The organism is Amycolatopsis thermoflava N1165 (assembly GCF_000473265.1).
GTDB classification, from domain to species: Bacteria; Actinomycetota; Actinomycetes; order Mycobacteriales; family Pseudonocardiaceae; genus Amycolatopsis_E; species Amycolatopsis_E thermoflava.
Window position 1 is genome coordinate 2141699 of record NZ_KI421511.1, and the last position, 19053, is coordinate 2160751.

Consider the following 19053-nt stretch of genomic DNA (forward strand, 5'->3'; position numbering starts at 1 on the left):
AGTGACCTTCGTCCTCGCCCATGATGCTCAGTCCGCGCGGAGACCGCGCCACACGAGGTCCACCAGGTCCGCCGTCTGGCGCTGCCAGTCGTCCTCGGGGTCGAGGTGGAGCAGGCCCAGCAGGCTGCGCATCACCGTCTCGACGTCGACCCCGGGCCGCACCAGGCCCGCCTCGGCGCCGGCCGTCAGCAGCGCTTCCATCGCCTCGCGGATGGACTGGACGGCGCTGGCCGGCAGCGTCCCGCGCTGCGCCGTCGCCTCGGCCAGCGCCTTCGCCAGGCCGCGCTTGGTCATCATGTACGGCGCGAGGTGGTCCGTCACCCAGGTCCGGAACGCCCCGGCCGGGCCGGCGTGCTCCAGCAGCTCCGGCACCACCTCCAGCAGGTGCCGGACCTCCCGCTCGTAGACGGCCAGGATGAGGTCCGCGGCCGCCGGGAAGTGGCGGTACACCGTGCCGACTCCGACCCCGGCGCGCTTGGCGATCGCGTTGAACGACACCTCCCCCGACTCGGCGAGGGTCTGCGCCGCGACGGCGAGGATGCGCTCGTGGTTGCGGCGGGTGTCGGCACGCCGTGGGCTGACCGAACCCGTCGTCATTGGTCCCTCCCTCGCCGTTCCGGTGCCGCTTCACCGTAACCCGCCCACCTGGAGCTGCTCCGGGCGTACTCTTCGTTGCGAAGCGGATTGTAATCCGATACCGTCGAGAGCAAGCGGATAACTATCCGCTCCGTTTCCGGACCCACCACGCCGTCAGGGAAGAGACCCAGTGGACATCTCACTCGAAGTGAACGGCCACCCCGAACAGCTGAGCGTCGATCCCGGCGTCACGCTGCTCGACGCGCTGCGCGAACGGCTCGGGATCACCGGCCCCAAGAAGGGCTGCGACCGCGGCCAGTGCGGCGCCTGCACCGTGCACGTCGGCGGACGGCCCGTGCTGTCCTGCCTCACCCTCGCCGCCACCGTGACCGAGCCGGTCACCACCGTCGAAGGTCTGTCCACAGGGGACGAGCTGCACCCCGTGCAGCAGGCCTTCGCCGACCAGGACGCCCTGCAGTGCGGCTTCTGCACGCCGGGGCAGGTCATGTCCGCGGTGGCCGCCGTCGAACAGGACGTCGCGGACGTCCGCGAGTTCATGTCGGGCAACCTGTGCCGCTGCTCGGCCTACCCGAACATCGTCCGGGCCGTGGAGCAGGCGAGGAGGGCCGATGCGAGCCTTTGACCTGACCGCCCCGGCCACCGTCGCCGAGGCACTGGACCCGTCCGGCACCTTCCTGGCCGGCGGCACCACGCTCGTCGACCTGATGAAGCTCGACGTCCTGACCCCGCAGCGCGTCCTGGACATCAACGGGCTGCCGCTGCGCGGCATCGACACCGGTGACGGGCTGCGGATCGGCGCGCTGGAGCGGATGGCCGACATCGCCGCGCACCCCGGCGTGTACCCGGCGATCTCGCGCGCCCTGCTGCTCAGCGCGTCCCAGCAGCTGCGCAACATGGCGAGCATCGGCGGCAACCTGATGCAGCGCACGCGGTGCACGTACTTCCGCGACGTGACCACGCCGTGCAACCGGCGCGAGCCGGGCAGCGGCTGCCCCGCGCTCGACGGCGCGAACCGGATGCACGCGGTGCTCGGCACGAGCGACAAGTGCGTCGCCACCCATCCCAGCGACGTGGCGGTCGCCCTGGTCGCGCTCGACGCCGAGGTCCGGCTCGCCGGCCCGGACGGCGAGCGCACCGTCCGGCTGACCGACTTCTACCGCACGCCGGGCGACACCCCGCACGTCGAGCACGACCTGCGGCCCGGCGAGCTGATCACCGAGGTGGTCGTTCCGCGGCTGGACTGGGCCACGCGCTCGACGTACGTCAAGGTGCGGGACCGGCAGTCCTACGAGTTCGCGCTCTGCTCGGCCGCGGTCGCACTCGACGTGCGGGACGGGGTCGTCGCCGACGCGCGGGTCGCGGCCGGCGGAGTGGCCACCGTGCCGTGGCGGCTCACCGCCGTCGAGGCCGCCCTGCGCGGGAAGCCGGCGACCGAGGAGTCGTTCACGGCCGCCGCCGCGCTCGCCACCGACGGCGCGCGGCCGCTGTCGGAAAACGCTTTCAAGCTGTCCCTGCTGCCGCGGACGATCGTCCGCGCCCTGCTCGAAGTCACCGAGGGGAGCCGCTGATGCCGGCACGCCTGGACGCGCCACTGAAGGTCACCGGCGGCGCGAAGTACGGGGTGGACCACAACTTCCCGGACATGGTCTACGGCTACATCGTGGTCAGCACGATCGCACACGGCGAGATCGAGAGCATGGACGTCACCGCCGCGAAGAGCGCGCCGGGTGTGCTCGGCGTGTACTCCCCCTTCGACCCGCTGGTGCTGAACCAGGTCACGATGCCGATGTTCGGCGAGACGTGGGTTCCGCTGCGCGACCGGCAGGTCACCTACGTGGGCCAGCCCATCGGGTTCGTCGTGGCGGAGACGTTCGAGCAGGCGCGGGACGCGGCCATGCTGGTCGAGGTCACCTACCGGGAACTGCCCGCGCTGACCTCGCTGGAGGACGGGCTGGCCACGGCCATCGAGGCGTCGCCAGGGCACGTGGACGCGCCGCCGACGCTCAGCGTGCTCGAAGACGGCGTCGAGTCCATCGAGGACGCGATCGCCGCCAGCCCGGTGGTCGTCGACGCGACCTACCGCACGGCGTCGCAGAACCACACGCCGATGGAGCCGCACTCGGCCGTCGCGGTCTGGGCCGACGACACCCTCACCGTCTACAGTGGAAACCAGGGCGCCCACCTGCAGGCCATGGAGCTGGGGATGGCGCTGGGGCTGGACCCGGCGGCGGTGCGGGCGGTGAACCCGTTCGTGGGCGGCGCGTTCGGCGGCAAGGGCCGCACCTCGGCGCCCGCGTTCCTGGCGGCCGCCGCGTCCCGCGCGCTGGGCAGGCCGGTCAAGGCGTCGCTGACCCGCGAACAGGTGTTCACGGTGACGGCGGGCCGCGCGGCGACCGTGCAGCGGATCACCCTGGGCGCGGAACGGGACGGCACGCTCGTCGCGCTGCGGCACGACTCGTGGTGCAGCACGGACACCGCGCGCTCGTTCATCGAGCCGACCTCGCACGGCACGTCCCGCGAGTGGTACGCCACGCGCAACCTGCAGATCAGCCAGCGGATCGTGCCGCTGAACCTGCCGCCGACCACGTTCATGCGCGCGCCCGGCGAGGCGCCCGGCTCCTTCGCGCTGGAGAGCGCGATCGACGAGCTGGCCGACGCGCTCGGCATGGACCCGATCGAGCTGCGGCAGCGGAACAACTCGCTCGCCCCGCCCGGCAAGGACCTGCAGTGGTCGAGCAAGCACCTCGACGAGTGCTTCCGCATCGGCGCGCAGCGGTTCGGGTGGGCCGACCGCAGGCCGGGCGGCCGCACCGACGGGGACTGGCTGGTCGGCATGGGCGTGGCCGTGGCGATGTTCCCCGCCCTCCGGTTCCCCGCGTCGGTCGGGATCACGCTCAACGCGGACGACACGGCCGACATCGCGACCAGCGGCGCGGACCCGGGCACCGGCCTGCTGACCGTGCTGTCCTTGGTGGGCGCCGAATCGCTGGACATCCCGGCCGACCGGATCACCCCGCGCCTCGGCGACTCGGCGCTGCCGCCGGGCGGGATGTCCGGCGGGTCCACCGCCACCGCGAGCGCGGGCACGGCGATCATGGCGGGCGCCGCGCAGGTGATCGACGAACTCCTCGCGCTGGCCTCGGCTCCCGGGGCGCCGTTCGCCGGTGAGGAGGTCACCTACGCCGACGGCCGCGTCCACGGCGACGGCCGGTCGATGACCTTCGGCGAGGTGCTGCGCGCGGTGGGCAGGCCGAACCTCAGCGCGGTCGGGTCGTCGGCGCCGGGCGAGGAGCTGACCAAGCACTCGTTCAGCTCGTTCGGCGCGCAGTTCGTCGAGGTCCGGGTGCACCGCCTCACCCGCGAGGCCCGGGTGTCGCGGATGCTCGGGGTCTTCGACGGCGGCCGGATCATCAACGACAAGGCCGCCCGCAGCCAGCTCAGCGGCGGCATGATCTGGGGTGTGTCGGCCGCGCTGCACGAGGGTTTCGAGGTGGAGCGCAGCGGCCGGTTCGCCAACGCCGACCTCGCCGGCTACCTCATCCCCGTCAACGCCGACATCCCGGACATCGAGGTCGAGTTCGTGGAGTACCCGGACACGCTGCACAACGACCTCGGCGCGCGGGGCCTCGGGGAGATCGGCACGGTGGGCGTGGCGGCGGCGGTCGCCAACGCGATTTACAACGCGACCGGCATCCGGGTCCGCCACATCCCGATCCGGATCGAGGACCTGCTGGACTGACCCACCCGGTTTCGATGAGCGCGGGCCGGCCGGTGCACTTCACCGGCCGGTCCTGTCGCGCGCGGATCAGGCTCCGGGGCGGTTCCCGGTGGGGATGGTGATCGGCGTGGTCGTCGACGACCCGCCCTTGTTCAGGAACAGCATCGCGATCGCCCGGATGAACTGGTCGAACATGTAGAACCCGGCGGGCGCGACGGGCAGCAGGCCCTCCCGGAAGGCGATGTAGGCGGGCCAACCGGCGCGGATCAGTCCGGCCGCCGCGTAGTCGCGCTTCAGCCCGAGCCAGTCGCCGATCTCGTCGCTCAGCACGTAGCGCACGAACTCGTTCAGGAACCCGCGCGTGACGCCCAGGTCGATCTGCGCGGTGAGCCCGAGCAGGTCCTCGGCCAGCTCGTGGCCCTCGAACGTCGGCGCGAGCAGCGGGGTGAGCACCGACGCGGACTGCGCGTCCGCCTCGGCCCACGTCTTCGGGATGAACTCCTCCCGCACGCCGAGCAGGTGGATGGCGACCTGCCACGAGTGCAGGAAGGCCTCCTCGTCCGCGGCCGACATCGGGACCTTCCACTCGATCAGCTTGCGGTGCACGAAGGTGCCGAGGCTGTGGAAGGTGATCAGGATGTCGCCGTTGCTGATCGGGATCTGCTTCTGCTCGTCGGCCACCGCCCGCCAGTGCGGCGACTGCGGCAGCAGGTGCCGCACCGCGGCGTGCACCAGGCGCGTCTTGTTGGCGGTGACCACGAACTGGCCCGACGGCTCGAACGCGTTGAGGTCGCTCAGGTCGTAGCCGAAGGTGAACGTCTTCGCCGCGCGGTCCTGCATGTCCGCGCCGCCCGCGGACCAGTAGACCGACTTGGCCTCCCGCGGGATGACCGTGCTCATGATGCCGCTGCCGAGCCCGTACAGCATGAACAGGTAGGTGTCCTTGCGCCGGTTGAAGTCCGCGGCGCGGCGCAGCTTGACCGGGTCGGCCCAGGCGGGCAGCTTGTTGACCTTCTGCAGCCAGGCCGACAGTTCGGCGGGCAGGCCGGCGGGCAGCGGGTCGCTGTTGTTCACCCACGACGCCATCGCGGTGTTGACCGCCGGGATCCGGCCCTCCGCGAACAGCCCGGCCACGACGGCGTCCACCTCGTCGTCCCAGACCCACCACGGATCCGCGCCCGTGCCGGTGCCTGCCACCGATCCGGCCGGGGACCACGCCCACGCCGGCGTGGCGCTCGCCGAGCCGACCAGACCCAGGGCGACGCCGAGCGACAGTGCTTTCCGTCGATTGAGATTGGTCATTTACTTACCTAGCTTCCTTGGTAGGTTTCGTGCGGCGTTCGTTGCCAGTTCGGAGGGAGATTTCTCATTAACATATCGAGCACGCAGGCCGGTCGGCAAGAGGAGCTGCGTGCGGCGTGGTTGACTGGCGCGTATGGCCCAGTTCCCGCGTACGTCCGCCGCACGGTGACCGCAGAGCCGGCCGCGGCCGTCCGGCCCCGCAACCGCAGGCAGCTCATCGTCGACGCGGCCGGGCGCGTGTTCAGCGAGCGCGGCTACCACGCCGCGTCGATGGAGGAGATCGCCGCCGGCGTCGGCATCACCGCCGCCGCCCTGTACCGGCACTTCCCGAACAAGTACGCGTTGTTCGCCGAGTGCGCGGACGTCATGGTCGACGGTCTCCTCGCCGCGCTGGACGAGGTGCCGGACGGCGCGCCCCTGGCCGACGTGCTGGCGGCCGCCACCCGCGTCACCGTCGCCCACCGCGCGTCCGGCGGCCTCTACCGGTGGGAGTCCCGCTACCTCGACCGCGCGGACCGGCGGGTGCTGCGGGGCAAGTTCGCGCGCGTCGTCGAGCGGGTGGCGGACGCGGTGCGGCGCGAGCACCCGCGGCCCGGCGAGCACCTGCGGGCGGTGGCGGCGCTCGGCGCGATCGGGTCCATCACGATGCACCACACGTCGATCGCCCAGCGGCGGCTGGAGGACGAGTTGCAGAGCTGCGCGCTGCGCGTGGCGGCGGCCGATCCGGAGGCGAGCACCGCACACGCGGTCGAACTCCCCGCGCAACCCGTGGCGCGGACCCGGCGTTCGGAGATCCTCGCGGCCGCCGTGCCGCTGTTCGAACGGGACGGGTTCGCGGCCGTCACCAACGGCCGGATCGCCGAGGCCGTCGGCCTGGTCCCGTCCGCGCTGTACCGCTACTTCCCCGGCAAGGCCGACATCCTCGCGGCGGCGTGCCTGCAGGCGGCGGCGCTCCTGACCCAGGCGGTGGACCACAACCTGCGCGGGGTGACGGATCCGCGTGACGCGCTCGCCGCGCTGACGGCCACCTACGTGGCATACAGCTTCGAGTACAACGCGCTCACCACCGTCGCGAACGCCGAGATCGTCGGGCTGCCGGACAACCTGCGGCGGCCGCTGGTCGCCGCGCAACGGGACCACATCGCGGTGTGGGAGCAGCACCTGCGGGCGGTGCGGCCGGACCTGGACTCGCGTCAGGCGCGGGTGCTGGTGCACGCCGGTTTCGGCGTGGTGGTCGAGTCCGGGCGCCGGTTGCGGTGGGAGGACAGCCCCGCGCACCGCGCCGCCGTGTCGGCGCTGGTGCTCAGCGCGCTGGGCGCCTGATCCTGTGCCTGGATGAGTAAGTCCTAACTTTGGGTGGGGTGTGGAGCCCAAGATCGACGAGCGTCAGGCGCTGATGGCCGTGCTGGATCAGGACCGCGGCCTGCTCCACGAGCGGCCCGGGCTGCTGATCCTGGCAGACAAGGGCTACCTCTCCCGAGAGCCGGACACCTACCTGACCGACCGTGGGGTGCGTCTGCTGCGCCCCTCCTACCGCAACCGCACCCCACACCCGCTCAAACCGGTCCGGCAACTCGTCCAATCGGTCAACGCCACCCTCAACCTCCCCGCCGCCATCTGGCACAACCGCGCCACCGGCCAACCCACAACCCGATCCCTGATCGCCTACGGCCACTAACCAAGATCGGAATTACTCGGTAGGGTCCGCTGTGGACGGTCACCTCCGGTGCGTCGGCGAGGTTTTCGAGCGCGGCCAGTGCGTCCGGGCTGTCGTCTTCGGTCTGGGCCACCACGTCCGGTCCGGCGGTGGCCGCGCGGGTCTGGGCGTAGCGCGCGCCGGTCGCGCCGGGCACGGACAGGCCGACCGCGAGCGCGGTGGCGGCGATGCCGACGGTGAGCAGGAAGACCGCGGCCTGGACCGGACGGCGGCGCAGGTCGGCGAAGACCAGCCGGCACACCAGCAGGAGTCGTCCCACGCCTCAGCCGCCCAGGTTCAGCAGACCACCGAGCCCGCCCGGTGAGATCCCGGTCCAGCCGCGCCAGGACGAGGCCGCCGTTCACGCGCTTGAGCCGTTCGCCCGGGGGCCGGCCGCCCCACCGCCGCGCTTCGGCGGCACGCGCGGCCTCCCGGTGGGCCCGGTCGCGTTCGAGACGCTCCCGCCGCCGGGCCTCCGCCCGCTGTTCCGGCGTGGGTGGCGGCGGCAGCGTCCGGGCGTGCTCGTGCCAGTAGGCGGCGGTCGCGCTGGTCTCCCGGACGACCGCGTCGTCGGCCGGGGGTGTCGGCCACAGCTGCAGCAGGTACCGGTCCAGCGGGGGTTCCCCGGACAGCCGGGTGTCCTTCGCCCGCGCCCGGTCCATCCCCGAGGCGCAGTACCGCACGCGGTAGTCGACGGGTTCGAGATCGAGGGGCCAGCTCGCTTCCCCCGCCCACTGCACCAGCCGCACCGCCGCGGTCTGCGGCCGGAAGGACACCTCGACGACCTCCTCCCAGTCCTCCCCGACCGGCGCGGGGCCGTCGAGAACCTCCACGGTCAGGCCGACGTTCCCGGTGTGCAAACCGGTGGTGAGGAACAGCAGACCGGGCACCGCGGCGCCGCACAGACCGTTCGACTGCCCGCCGCGGGCGTCGGTCAACCCGTCGAAGAACTCCCCGGTCCGGCTCTCCACGTAGAACTGCCCGTAGTGCACGTGCAGCTCACCTTCGAACAACAGCGTCACCGCGGCAGTCTGCCAGCAGCCGCGCACGTGCTGACCAAGGTCCTCGCCACCGGTGCCTTACGTCCGTTTCCCGCGGCGGCGCCGCCCGCACACCCTGGGATCCGGAGCGCCGACGAGGAGGAACCACCATGCGACACACCCACCGGCACTGGCGCGAACTGAGCCGGACCGAGCAGGGAGCCATCGTCGCGGCGGCGGCCCTGCAGGTGGCCATGGCCGCCGACGCGTGGTGGGACCTGTCCCGCCGCCCGGCCGAATCCGTGCGCGGCCCGAAGGGCGCCTGGGCGCTGGCGATCGCCGTGAACTTCCTCGGCCCGCTGGCCTACCGGCGCTTCGGCCGCAAGCCGGTCGTCGAGCCGGAACCGGCGCACCCGTGACGCGCCGCGCCCGGATCGCCGGGCTGGTCCTGGTCACCGCCCTGCTCGTCGCCTCCTGCGCGGCGGGGCCGAACGACGCCGCGGCGGGCACGCCCGACCCGGCCGGGTTCTGGCTCGGCCTGTGGCACGGGATCATCTGCCCGATCACGTTCATCGTCTCGCTGTTCGACGACAGCGTCGGCATCTACGAGGTGCACAACAACGGCAACTGGTACAACTTCGGCTTCGTCTTCGGCATCGCCCTGATGAGCTCGATCTTCAGCCGGCCCGCCGTCACCGCACCCGCCCGGCGGCGACGGCGGAAGTCCTGACAGTTCAACGGTCTTGTCCGGGATGGACGACCGTCACCGGGCACTCGGCGTGGTGACCGGCCGGTGGGAATTCCGTCCCTGCCGCGCGCCGGGCGCACGTTCATCGGCGGGAAAAACGGCACTCCTCCACCCACCCGACCGCGGCCGCCGACGGCGGGCCTTCCGGTGGGTGCTGAGAACGCTTCCCGCGTTTCAGACGGGCTGCTCGGCCGGGAGCTCGCCGTCGAGAGCGAAGCCGGTGACGAGTTCCGGGTCGATCCGGATCACCTCGGTCATCTCCCCCGCCACCGACGGGCACGGCAGCGTCCGGAACCGGGTCAGCTCGCGAGCTCCGACGCGGCGCGCGAACCCGACCGCGATCACGCTCCACCCGATCCGGTCGCCTTCGTGGATGACGTCGGCCTCGTAAGCGACCACAGTGCCGATCGCGGACAGCAGCGCCGCGCCGGGATGGGTCCGCACGATGACGCAGCCGTCGTGGAGCACGTGGTTCACCGGCCGGATGGTGGGCAGCGCCTGGTGGGTGAACACCACGCGGCCGACGCTGACACTGCCGAGCAGGTTCAGCGACTCGGCGCGGCCCAGTTCGCGCCCGGCCCCCGGCGGAGTCGGATCCATCACCCCGTCATCGTCGCCCGGCTCCGCGCACCCGGACAGGGCCGAAGGTCACCGGATCGATCATCAGGGGACAAGTGACCTTGCTCCCGCCCGGGGTCGACGAGCCCGGAGGACCTGGCCGGTGGTCCACTCGCGACAACGGCGAGCGGCGCCGGCGACGGCAGGAAGGGCCGTTGGTCCCCGCCGCCCGGGCATCCCGGCCCTGCTCCACCACCCCCGGTTTCGGCTGCACTGGAGGCATGACATTTCCCGACGACCACACCGTGAACGCGGCACTGGCGCTGGCCGTGCGCGCGCCGTCGGTGCACAACACCCAGCCCTGGCGGTGGCGGATCGGCGACCGGACCGTCCACCTCTACGCCGACCCCGCCCGGCAGCTGCCGGAGACCGACCCGGACGGCCGTGACCTGCTGCTCAGCTGCGGCGCGGCGCTGCACCACCTGCGGGTGGGTTTCGCGGCGCTGGGCTGGCGCGCCGAGGTGCACCGGCTGCCCAACCCGGCCGAACCCCGCCACCTGGCCGCCGTCGAACTGCACCGCCACGAACCGGGGCAGGAGGAGATCGCCCTGGCCGCGGCCATCCCGCGGCGGCGCACCGACCGGCGGCGGCACAGCTCCTGGCCGGTGCCCGGCAGCCACATCGAAACCATGGCCGCGCGCGCCGCCGACGAGGGCGTCATCCTGCGCGAGGCCACTGGTTCCGCTCGCTACCACCTGGCCGAGGCGGTCTTCGAAGCAGCGCGCCGCCACGCGGCCGACCCCGCGTACCGGATGGAGCTGGCCGCGTGGAGCGGCCGGCACTTCTCCACCGAGGGCGTGCCCGCGGTCAACGCCCCGGTGCCCGATCCCACCCCGGGCGCGCTGCCCGGCCGCCCGTTCGCCGATCCCCGGCTCCCGCAACCGCCCGGCGCGACGGGCGAGGACGACGAGACGGTGCTGCTGGTGCTGGGCACCGCCTCGGACGACCCGCTGTCCCGGCTGCGCGCCGGCGAGGCGACCAGCGCGGTCCTGCTGACCGCGACGACCCTCGGACTGGCCTCGTGTCCGCTGACCGAACCGCTGGAACTCGCCGGCACCCGGCAGCAGGTGCGCGACCGCGTCACCGGCGGCACCATCCCGCAGATGGTCCTGCGGGTCGGCTGGGCGCCCGTCAACGCCGACCCGCTACCCGCCACGCCGCGCCGCCCGCCGGCGGAGGTCGTCACCCCGCTCAGCACGCAGTCCGCCACCTGAGGAACCAGCCAGGCGGGCGGCCGGCGCGCTTTCCGTTGCGGGTGAGGAAATCTGCGGTTCCCCGTGTCGAGCCGCCCGGCGCGGGCCCGCAGGTCCGCCGTGACCCAGACCGGCATGCGCACCAGGGCAACCGCAGTGGCGCCGGCCTACAGCCCATCCGCGACGCGGCCGACCGTCACCGGCCGACCGGACCGAAGTCCCTGCCGCGGGAGCCCGCGAGCGTGTCCAGCGCGTGCGCGGCGCCGCGGGCGAACACCTCCACGTCCGGACAGGCGTCCGCGTCGCCCACGACGGTGATCGCCAGCTGCCCCGCGTAGGACAGCGCGCCGAGGCCGAGGGTGATGTTGCCGATCAGCGGCACGATCGGGAACAACTCCAGCACGCGCGCGCCCGCGCAGTGGAGGGGCTCCGGCGGGCCCGGCACGTCGGCGGCGTAGACGTTCGCCCACCGCTGCCGGTCCATCCGGCGCATGACCGCGCGCTGCAAGGCGCTGACGCGGAAGAGCGCGCCGCCGCCCGCGGAACGCTTGTGCCTCTTGCGCTTCGCGGTCTCGGCGGCGATCATCTCGAGCCGCCGCACCGGATCGGCCACCCCGAGCGGCAACGGCACCAGCATCATGCCGTCGAAGTTGCCGCGGAGCCGGTCCGGCGGCTCCTGGTGCAGGGACACCGGCACGTAGGCGCGGAGCACCAGCGCGTCCACCGGCTCGCCCCGGGCGTGCAGGAGTTCCCGCAGCCCGCCGGACATCGCCGCCATCAGCACGTCGTTGACCTTCGCGCCGTGCGCGGCCGCGACCCGCTTCGTGAGCGGCAGGTCGCCGCGGACGAGCGCGAACCGCCGCCCCGGCCCGATCGGCGTGTTCAGGCTCGTCCGCGGCGCCCGTCCCTCGGCGGCGAACTCCCGGAACGCCGGCCACGCCTGGCGCATCGCGGCGACGGATTCCGGCAGGCGGGTCAGCGCGGACACGCCCCGGCGCACCTCCCGCCACCGGCGCCGCGCGTTGTCCGCCAGCAACTGCGGCGCCGTCGGCTCCGGCTCAGCCGCCGGCCAGGGCGGCGCGAGGGCGCGCACCTCGGGCCCAGGGTCGAAGAACGCGCCGAGCAGCGCGACCGCGGCGACCCCGTCGGCGATCGTGTGGTGGAGCCGGACGAACAGCCCGGTGCGGCCGCCGGCCAGCCCGGTCAGCACCCACATCTCCCACAGCGGACGGGACCGGTCCAGCCGGCGCCGCCGGATCCGCTCGACCACGCCCAGGAGCTGCTCGTCGTCACCCGGAGCGGGCACCTCGGCCGCCCGCACGTGGTCATCGACGTCCACTGTGGACGCATCGGTCCAGTACGGCGGGCCCAGCCCGGTTCGCGGCACCCGCAGGACCTGTCGCATCCGCCGGACCAGCGGGAGACGCTTCGCGACGACCTCGCGTGCCAGGTCGAGGGAGAAGGTCCCCGCCGTCCGGTTCCCGTCCAGGACGGCCAGCACACCGATGTCCTCCGGCCAGCCGAAGTCGTCCGGCCACAGCATGCCGAGATCCAGCGGGGACAGTCGCTCCATGGCGCGTCAGGACTCCGGCTGCGCGCCGACGGGGCGCTGCGCGGCCCGGTGCACCGGCACCGCGATCAGGGCCACACCGCCGGCCAGCAGCACCAGGCCGACCCCGATCACGATCCAGGCGATGTCGTCGAGCGCGGGCACCGTCGCGCCGATCTCGGCCACGACGTTCACCCCGGGTGAGCCGTCGGCGTTCATCACCACGACCGTCCAGTCGCCGCTGCGCATCGGCCACACCACCGTCTGGGTTCCGCCGCCGCTCGCCTGCGCCGTCCAGATGCCCGCGGTTTCCGGCGCCGGCAGGGTGCGGTTGCCCTGGTGCACGACGTACCGGTCGCTGGACCAGTCGGTCACCGTGGCGTACTGGGCGCCCGCGAGGAACCCCGCCGCGGCGGGGGACGGCGCGACGCCGATGAACACCGGCGTCGCCGGGTCGGCCGCGGTCGCCCGCACCCGCACGTCGCCGACCAGGCGCTGGATGCCGCTCCAGTCGGCGGCCTCGCCCGCCAGCTCGATGTCCTCCGTGGCGATGGCGTAGCCGGTGGCGCTGAGGCTGTTCGACGCCGACAGGTAGCCGTCGGCGTCCCGCTCCGCGCGGTCCGCCCACAGCAGCGTGCTGCCGCCGGTGAGCAGGCCCATCGCGGTCAGGGCGAGCACCGCGCCCGCGACCACCGACGTGATCTTGCCGCCGGTCCAGCGGTGGTTCGCCGGCTGCCAGTGCTCGGGCGAGGACGGCTCGGTGACCGGCCCCGCCGGGTCGTGCGCGCCCAGGTCGAGGCGGAACGGCGGGTAGGCGTCGGTCATGAGCGCGGCGTACGCGGCGACCCGCAGCACCCAGCGGTCCATCCCGAGCACGAAGTCGAAGACCGGCTTCGGGTAGCGGCCGGTGAACAGCAGCACGATCCCGGCCACCAGCACCAGGATGCCGACCAGGCCGCCGGCCGCCCAGGTGAACCCGCGGTCGTCGGTGTACCCGAGCAGCCAGGTGCCGCCGCCGACGAACAACGCGGCGATGATGTAGTGCGGGATGGCCAGCAGCCACCACTTCACCAGCACCAGCCCACGGGACAGCCGCTCCGGGTAGTCGATCTCCAGCCGCGCCGGGTAGGCGGGCACGTCGGCGAGCGTGAACGGCGGGTAGGCGTCCGTGCCGAGCGCGCTGTAGGAGTAGAACTGCACCCGCCACGACCAGCGCAGCACGCCGACGTTGAAGTCGAAGATCGCGCGGGGGTAGCGGCCGGTCAGCAGGATCGCGAAGAACGCGGCCACGGTGAGCACGAAGAAACCGAGCCACAGGAACGAAAGCACCACCAGGTGCGGGATGACCAGCAGCCACTTCACCAGCCACAGCCACCGGGACAGCCCGGTGGCGAGGTTCCCCTCGACCCGGACCGGGTAGGTCATGCGGACGTCCATCGGACACCTCCGGCAGAAGAATCGGTCGAAAGCCCACGCTGCGCGCGGGGGTGGCGTGGTCACCAGGCGCGAAGGTCCCGGGTCCGGGGGCATTCCGGCCCCGCCGGGCGGCGGTCAGGACCAGGCCCGCTGCTCGACGGAGGCGATCGCGCGCCGGGCGCCGGTGCGCCGGTCGGCCGTGAACGCAATGCCGGCCCGCTCGGTAGGCGACCGGCGGGAACAGCGAGGCTCAGCAGCCGGTGAGCCGCAGTCCTCCTCGGTCGCCGCCGCGCGGCCGGCAGGGAGGGCCGGAAGTCCCCGCCGGCCGGTCCGTTCTGCCCTGCCGGAGCGGCGCTGCCGCGCGCGACGCTGTCAGCTGACAGAGAGGAAGTCCGATGAGCGAATCCCGCACGATCGTGGTCGGCGTGGACGGTTCGGCGCAGAGCCGCGCCGCCCTGCGGTGGGCGCTGGCGGAGGCGCGGCCGGGGGACCGGGTGCGCGCGATGCTGGTGCGCGTCCGCGACGAACTGCTGCCGGGGACGTCCTACGCCATCCAGCCGCACGGGCGGATCCCCGTCGGGGACGACAGCGCCTACGCCGGCCTGCTGAGCTCGACGGTCCAGGAGACCCGTGGACCGGGGACGCCGGAGGTGGAGGAGGTCGTCCTCAGCGGCGACCCGGCCACCGAGCTGAACAAGGCCTCCGCCGACGCCGACCTGCTCGTGGTCGGCTCGCACGGCGCGCGGCCGCTGACCGAACTGCTGGTGGGCAGCGTCGCCACCCAGGTGGTGCGGCACGCCCAGTGCCCGGTCGTCGTCATGACGGCCCACGCCGCGCAGTAGCGGGGGTTCACAGCGTGCTCGCGTGGTCCGGGACCTGGCTGCCCGGGTTCGCCGCGGGCCGCACGTAGTTCGACGCCGGCCGCGGCGGGACCTCCAGCGCGGGCGGCGGCACCTCCGTGTACGGGATGCTGGTGACGAGGTGGTGGATCATGTTGATCCGGGCCGCGCGCTTGTCGTCGCTGTCCACCAGGTGCCACGGCGCTTCCGCGATGTCGGTGTGCACCAGCATGTCGTCCTTGGCGCGCGAGTAGTCGTCCCACCGGGTCAGCGAGTCCAGGTCCACCGGGGACAGCTTCCACCGGCGCATCGGGTCGTCCAGCCGGGCGCGGATTCGGCGCTCCTGTTCGTCCTGGCTCACCGAGAACCAGTACTTGCGCAGCAGCACGCCGTCCTCGACGAGCATCCGCTCGAAGATCGGGCACTGCCGCAGGAACAGCTGGTACTGCGGCGTCGTGCAGAACCCCATGACCCGTTCCACGCCGGCGCGGTTGTACCAGCTGCGGTCCATCAGCACGATCTCCCCGGCGGCGGGCAGCTGCGCGACGTAGCGCTGGAAGTACCACTCGCCGCGTTCCCGCTCGTCCGGCCGGGGCAGGGCGACGATGCGCGCCACCCGCGGGTTGAGGTACTCGGTGACCCGCTTGACGGTGCTGCCCTTGCCCGCGCCGTCCCGGCCCTCGAAGATCACCACGAGCCGCCTGCGCTCGGCGCGGACCCACTCCTGGATCTTCACCAGTTCGCCCTGCAGCCGCACCAGCTCGCGCCGGTAGGCGTCCTTGCGCAGGCTCACCGGACGACCGCCACCGGGCACGGGCCGTGGTGCAGCAGCGCCTGGCTCGTCGAACCCAGCCCCACGCCGCCGAAATCGGCGCGCCCGCGCGAGCCCACCACGATGAGCTGGGCATCCCGGCCGGCCGTGAGCAGCCCGCGCACCGGACGGTCACGCACCACCACCGGGCGCACGTCCACGTCCGGGTACTTCTCCCGCCACCCGGCGAGCCGCTCGGCCAGCAGACGGCGCTCGTCCTCGGCGACGGCGCCGTAGTCGGCGTCGATCGGCAGCACCGACCAGGTCTCCCCCATCGTCATGTCGGTCCAGGTGTGCACCGCGAGCAGCGGCACGCGGCGCAGGTTCGCTTCGTCGAGCGCGAACGCCAGCGCCGCGTCACCGCCCGGCGAGGCGTCGATCCCGGCGACCACGGGAGCGTCCTCCGACGGGGCGCCGCGCACCACGACGACCGGACAGTGCGCGTGCGCCGCGAGCGCGCCCGCGACGGACCCGAGCAGCATGCCGGGGAACCCGCCGAGCCCGTGCGAGCCGAGCACCACCACCGAGGCGGTGGCCGATTCCTCGATCAGGCGTTGCGCGGGGTGGCCGGTTCGCGCCCCACGCCGGATCTCCACGCCCGGAACCGCCGCCGCGTCCTCGGCCGCGGCGAGGCAGTCCGCGTCCTCCCCGACGTGGATCAGCCGCAACGGCCGCTTCCGCAACGCGGCGTCCCGCGCCGCCCAGCGCACCGCGTCCAGTGCCCGTGCCGAACCGTCGACACCGGCGAGCACCGCCTTCTGTTCACGCGCCATGCTCCGACTCTCGCGTCCCGGACCCGGGGGCGGCCAGGGCCGGGCGGCCTCACCCGTGGAGCCCTTCGGCCCTTCCGGACTCGCCGACCACCGTGGTCACCTCGTCCGCGGGCCGCCGCGGCGCGCCCGGCGTGGTGAAGCCGAAACCCAGGCGCAGCAACGTGTGCGGCTCGCCCTCGCGCCGGAACAGCGCGGCCAGCTCGGCGCGCGGACCGGGCACCTCGAACGGCTGGGACAGAAACGAGGCGCTCAGCCCGTGCACGGTCGCCGTGAGCAGGACCCGCTCGACCGCGAACCCGGCCCTGGTGTCCTGCCCCGGGTGGCGGGTGGTCACGACCCCGAGCAGGGGCTGCTGCTCGTACTCCCGCGCCGGCAGGTCCTGGCTGCCCGCGAACTCGCGCAGCGCCAGCGCAGGCGCCGGGCTGGCCGGCGGTCCCGCCGCGGCCGCCGGCACGCCGGAGGTCTCGCCGCGGGGACGTCCGGTCCACCGGCGGGTCTCGCCGAGGTAGCGCTCGTCGGTCTCCTGCAGGCGTTCCGCGCGCCGCACCAGCGCGGCGACGGCGTCGTACCGGGCGCCGCGGTCGAGCAGGTGCAGGTCCGCCCCGCCGTCCCGGGCCGCGGCGACCAGAGCCGAGCGGGCGCGCTCGGGCACCGGCCGGTCCTGGAACGGCCTGCGGTTGGTGTGACGCGCGTGCACGGCGGCCGCCAGGCGGCGCTCCGCCTCGGTGGGCTCGTGCCTGCCCAGCACCTCCACGGTGACCAGCCGCCGCGGCCCTGGCAGGAACCGCACCGACACCCGGCGCCCCTCGCCGCGCAGGGTGGTCACCAGGTTGAACGCGGCCGCGCCGCAGGCGAGCCTGGCCTGCCGCGCGCCGGGATCGCTCACCGGGAGCACCCGCTCGGGATCGAGCAGGACGTCGATGCGGGACCCGCGGACCTCGAACCGCCACGGCTGCGTGTTGTGCGGCGAAGGCGCTTTCACCGCGGCGGCCAGCGCGCGGGCGAACCCGTCAGCCATCGGCGCGGTCACCGAGGGACTCCCCCCACATGCGGGCGCGCTCGAGCTCGCCCGGGTGCAGGTCACCGGCCTCCTTGCCGGTCACGAAGAAGCTCTCCGGGGCCGCGCTCACCCGGTAACCCTTGCGGCGCAGGCGCTTCGCCGCCGCGCGGGCGGCGGATCCGGTGAGCCACGCCGGTTTTTCGATCCGCGTGTCGAAGGTGACGGCCTGCGTCCCCGGCGACGCGGTGGCCAGTCCCTCCAGCCACTCCCGCAGCCCGCGCTTGCGCGAGTGCAGGGGCTGCTCCCCCGCCTGCTGCGCGGCCGCGTCGCGGGACCGCTTGCCGGTGAGCCCGTGCACGTGGGTCGGGCCGCCCGCCACGACCAGGTCGACACCCGTCACCTCGTCGGGGGCGTCGTCGACGTTGATCACGTCCACGTGCATCCGGCCGGACAGTCCTTTCGCGACGGACCGCGCGACCTCCTCGGTGCTGCCGAACATCGACTCGTAGACGACCAGTGCTCGCATGGCCTCCTCCTTCCGGTTCCCCAACCCTGCGACCGGACCGGTGCGTCCGGACAGGTGCGAAGGTCCTCGAAAGCGGGGACCTCAGGACCCGCCCGGCGGCACGACGACGACCGGGCAGCCCGCCCGCTGCGCCAGCGCCCGCCCGGTCGAACCGAGCACCAGGCCGCCCACCCCGCCGCGGCCCCGGCTGCCCACCACCACCAGCTGCGCCCGCCGGCTGAGCTCCAGGAGGTGGTGCCGCGGCCGGTCCCGCCGCACGATCCGGTGCAGGACCACGTCGGGGTACCGCTCCTGCCAGCCGGCCAGCCGCTCGGCGATCGTGCGGTGCTCGTCGCCCGCGGCGCGCTCCCACTCCAGGCGAAGCCGGTCCCCCGGGGCGGTCACGTACTCCGCGTCGCTGCGGGTGTGCAGCGCGATGAGCGGCACGCCCCGGTGCGCGGCCTCCTGGAACGCCACCGCGATCGCCCGGTCGGCCGCCCCGGACCCGTCGACCCCGGCGACCACCGGGCCGGACGGCGCCGCACGGCCCCGCACCACGACCACCGGGCAGGCACTGCGGGTGGCGAGTGCCAGCGCCGGCGACCGCAGGTGCCGGTCGGCCGTGCGGGCCCGCGCCGAGGGTCCGAGCACCAGGAACGCGGCGGCCGCGGACAACGCGAGCAGTGTGTCGGCCGGTGGTCCGGGAAGCCGCTCCACCGGGAGCGCGGTGCCGTCGGCCAGTCGCACGTCCAGGTCCGCGTCGCCGGCGTGCACGAGGCGCAGCGGGAGGTGGCGGCTCGCCGCCAGATCCGCGGCCCACCGCGCGGCGCACCACGACGCGGGCGAGGTGCTGACGCCCGCGACCACCTCACCGCTCACGCACGCGTCCGAAGTCTCGCAGCCCGGCCACCAGCACCACCAGCCCGGCCAGCACGGCCACCGGCTGCAGGACGTGGAACGTCCGGACGATGCCGACCTCGACGGCGATCCACCCGATCAGCACCGCACCCGCGACGACGGCGGCGGGGCTCGTGCGCGGGTCCCGCCGCGCGGCGAACCAGGTGACCACGGTCATCGGCACGGCGATGACCAGGCCGAGGCTGATCCCGGCGAACACCGTGCTGTGGAAGGGAAGCCGCGCGGTCACCGTGTCGTCGAGGTCGACGGCGCCGATCACGAGGCCCACCGCGCCTGCCCACGCGGAGACGGCGATCAGCGCGGTCAGCGACGCCAGCCACGGCCTGCGCCGCGCCAGGCGCTCGTCGCGGCGCCACCCCAGCCGGTCCCCGAGCCTGTCCATGCCTCCCC

General features: G+C 73.7%; 20 protein-coding genes and 1 pseudogene. 9 read left to right on the forward strand and 12 right to left on the reverse strand.

What is annotated here, in order from left to right; translation table 11 throughout:
• Nucleotides 1-27: 27 nt before the first annotated feature.
• Nucleotides 28-597 carry a TetR/AcrR family transcriptional regulator gene (locus AMYTH_RS0110570; RefSeq protein WP_027930297.1) on the reverse strand — a complete coding sequence of 190 codons (570 nt, stop codon included), beginning with the start codon at nucleotides 595-597 and terminating at the stop codon, nucleotides 28-30.
• 169 nt (nucleotides 598-766) lie between these two features.
• On the opposite strand from AMYTH_RS0110570, the gene AMYTH_RS0110575 reads away from it, so the two are divergent.
• The 3 genes from AMYTH_RS0110575 to AMYTH_RS0110585 are packed head-to-tail and all read left to right on the forward strand — an operon-like array spanning nucleotide 767 to nucleotide 4336.
• Nucleotides 767-1219: a (2Fe-2S)-binding protein gene (locus tag AMYTH_RS0110575; RefSeq protein ID WP_027930298.1), complete on the forward strand. Its 453-nt coding sequence runs from the start codon at nucleotides 767-769 to the stop codon at nucleotides 1217-1219.
• Nucleotides 1206-2165, forward strand: coding sequence for an FAD binding domain-containing protein (locus tag AMYTH_RS0110580; protein ID WP_027930299.1), 960 nt, complete (start codon nucleotides 1206-1208; stop codon nucleotides 2163-2165). Before AMYTH_RS0110575 ends, AMYTH_RS0110580 begins: the two co-directional genes overlap by 14 nt.
• Nucleotides 2165-4336: a xanthine dehydrogenase family protein molybdopterin-binding subunit gene (locus AMYTH_RS0110585; RefSeq protein ID WP_027930300.1), complete on the forward strand. Its 2172-nt coding sequence runs from the start codon at nucleotides 2165-2167 to the stop codon at nucleotides 4334-4336. Before AMYTH_RS0110580 ends, AMYTH_RS0110585 begins: the two co-directional genes overlap by 1 nt.
• 66 nt (nucleotides 4337-4402) lie before the next feature.
• On the opposite strand, the gene AMYTH_RS0110590 is transcribed toward AMYTH_RS0110585, so the two are convergent.
• A complete protein-coding gene (locus AMYTH_RS0110590) occupies nucleotides 4403-5617 on the reverse strand; it encodes an oxygenase MpaB family protein (RefSeq protein WP_027930301.1) in 1215 nt (404 codons plus the stop codon).
• Nucleotides 5618-5782: 165 nt separating this feature from the next.
• On the opposite strand from AMYTH_RS0110590, the gene AMYTH_RS0110595 reads away from it, so the two are divergent.
• Together AMYTH_RS0110595 and AMYTH_RS0110600 are read left to right on the forward strand one after the other, a co-directional pair.
• Nucleotides 5783-6940, forward strand: a complete 1158-nt coding sequence (locus AMYTH_RS0110595) for a TetR/AcrR family transcriptional regulator (protein ID WP_027930302.1) — start codon at nucleotides 5783-5785, stop codon at nucleotides 6938-6940.
• Nucleotides 6941-6983: 43 nt separating this feature from the next.
• Nucleotides 6984-7295, forward strand: a pseudogene (locus AMYTH_RS0110600) (IS982 family transposase); the annotation flags it as partial.
• On the opposite strand, the gene AMYTH_RS47820 reads toward AMYTH_RS0110600, so the two are convergent.
• Nucleotides 7292-8335, reverse strand: a complete 1044-nt coding sequence (locus AMYTH_RS47820; RefSeq protein ID WP_228684703.1) for a hypothetical protein — start codon at nucleotides 8333-8335, stop codon at nucleotides 7292-7294. The pseudogene AMYTH_RS0110600 and the gene AMYTH_RS47820 overlap by 4 nt on opposite strands.
• Before the next feature lie 128 nt (nucleotides 8336-8463).
• Here AMYTH_RS47820 and AMYTH_RS0110610 point away from each other — a divergent pair, with 128 nt between their 5' ends.
• Nucleotides 8464-8712, forward strand: a complete 249-nt coding sequence (locus AMYTH_RS0110610; protein WP_027930305.1) for a PLD nuclease N-terminal domain-containing protein — start codon at nucleotides 8464-8466, stop codon at nucleotides 8710-8712.
• On the forward strand, nucleotides 8709-9023 hold the full coding sequence (locus tag AMYTH_RS0110615) for a hypothetical protein (RefSeq protein ID WP_027930306.1): 315 nt from the start codon (nucleotides 8709-8711) through the stop codon (nucleotides 9021-9023). Before AMYTH_RS0110610 ends, AMYTH_RS0110615 begins: the two co-directional genes overlap by 4 nt.
• Before the next feature lie 192 nt (nucleotides 9024-9215).
• Here the strand turns inward: AMYTH_RS0110615 and AMYTH_RS0110620 are convergent, their stop codons facing one another.
• Nucleotides 9216-9641 carry a pyridoxamine 5'-phosphate oxidase family protein gene (locus AMYTH_RS0110620; RefSeq protein ID WP_037322492.1) on the reverse strand — a complete coding sequence of 142 codons (426 nt, stop codon included), beginning with the start codon at nucleotides 9639-9641 and terminating at the stop codon, nucleotides 9216-9218.
• Between the two features lie 239 nt (nucleotides 9642-9880).
• On the opposite strand from AMYTH_RS0110620, the gene AMYTH_RS0110625 reads away from it, so the two are divergent.
• Nucleotides 9881-10873 (forward strand): Acg family FMN-binding oxidoreductase, encoded by a 993-nt coding sequence (locus AMYTH_RS0110625; protein WP_027930308.1) that lies wholly within the window; start codon nucleotides 9881-9883, stop codon nucleotides 10871-10873.
• Between the two features lie 175 nt (nucleotides 10874-11048).
• Here AMYTH_RS0110625 and AMYTH_RS0110630 read toward each other — a convergent pair whose 3' ends face one another.
• Both AMYTH_RS0110630 and AMYTH_RS0110635 read right to left on the reverse strand, forming a co-directional pair.
• A complete protein-coding gene (locus AMYTH_RS0110630) occupies nucleotides 11049-12425 on the reverse strand; it encodes a wax ester/triacylglycerol synthase family O-acyltransferase (RefSeq protein ID WP_027930309.1) in 1377 nt (458 codons plus the stop codon).
• A gap of 6 nt (nucleotides 12426-12431) precedes the next feature.
• A complete protein-coding gene (locus AMYTH_RS0110635; RefSeq protein ID WP_027930310.1) occupies nucleotides 12432-13838 on the reverse strand; it encodes a DUF4389 domain-containing protein in 1407 nt (468 codons plus the stop codon).
• Nucleotides 13839-14212: 374 nt separating this feature from the next.
• On the opposite strand from AMYTH_RS0110635, the gene AMYTH_RS0110640 reads away from it, so the two are divergent.
• A complete protein-coding gene (locus AMYTH_RS0110640; RefSeq protein ID WP_027930311.1) occupies nucleotides 14213-14659 on the forward strand; it encodes a universal stress protein in 447 nt (148 codons plus the stop codon).
• Between the two features lie 7 nt (nucleotides 14660-14666).
• Here AMYTH_RS0110640 and ppk2 read toward each other — a convergent pair whose 3' ends face one another.
• From ppk2 to AMYTH_RS0110670, 6 genes are all read right to left on the reverse strand, one after another.
• Complete coding sequence (gene ppk2 / locus AMYTH_RS0110645; protein ID WP_037323625.1) at nucleotides 14667-15449, reverse strand: polyphosphate kinase 2; 783 nt, start codon at nucleotides 15447-15449, stop codon at nucleotides 14667-14669.
• Nucleotides 15446-16240, reverse strand: a complete 795-nt coding sequence (locus AMYTH_RS0110650; protein ID WP_027930313.1) for a universal stress protein — start codon at nucleotides 16238-16240, stop codon at nucleotides 15446-15448. The genes ppk2 and AMYTH_RS0110650 overlap by 4 nt, the downstream gene beginning before the upstream one ends.
• 49 nt (nucleotides 16241-16289) lie before the next feature.
• Nucleotides 16290-17270 carry an Acg family FMN-binding oxidoreductase gene (locus AMYTH_RS44595; protein ID WP_228684705.1) on the reverse strand — a complete coding sequence of 327 codons (981 nt, stop codon included), beginning with the start codon at nucleotides 17268-17270 and terminating at the stop codon, nucleotides 16290-16292.
• Nucleotides 17251-17766, reverse strand: coding sequence for a flavodoxin domain-containing protein (locus AMYTH_RS0110660; RefSeq protein WP_027930314.1), 516 nt, complete (start codon nucleotides 17764-17766; stop codon nucleotides 17251-17253). The genes AMYTH_RS44595 and AMYTH_RS0110660 overlap by 20 nt, the downstream gene beginning before the upstream one ends.
• 81 nt (nucleotides 17767-17847) lie before the next feature.
• Nucleotides 17848-18624, reverse strand: a complete 777-nt coding sequence (locus AMYTH_RS0110665; protein ID WP_027930315.1) for a universal stress protein — start codon at nucleotides 18622-18624, stop codon at nucleotides 17848-17850.
• On the reverse strand, nucleotides 18614-19045 hold the full coding sequence (locus AMYTH_RS0110670) for a hypothetical protein (RefSeq protein WP_027930316.1): 432 nt from the start codon (nucleotides 19043-19045) through the stop codon (nucleotides 18614-18616). Before AMYTH_RS0110670 ends, AMYTH_RS0110665 begins: the two co-directional genes overlap by 11 nt.
• Between the last annotated feature and the right edge of the window lie 8 nt (nucleotides 19046-19053).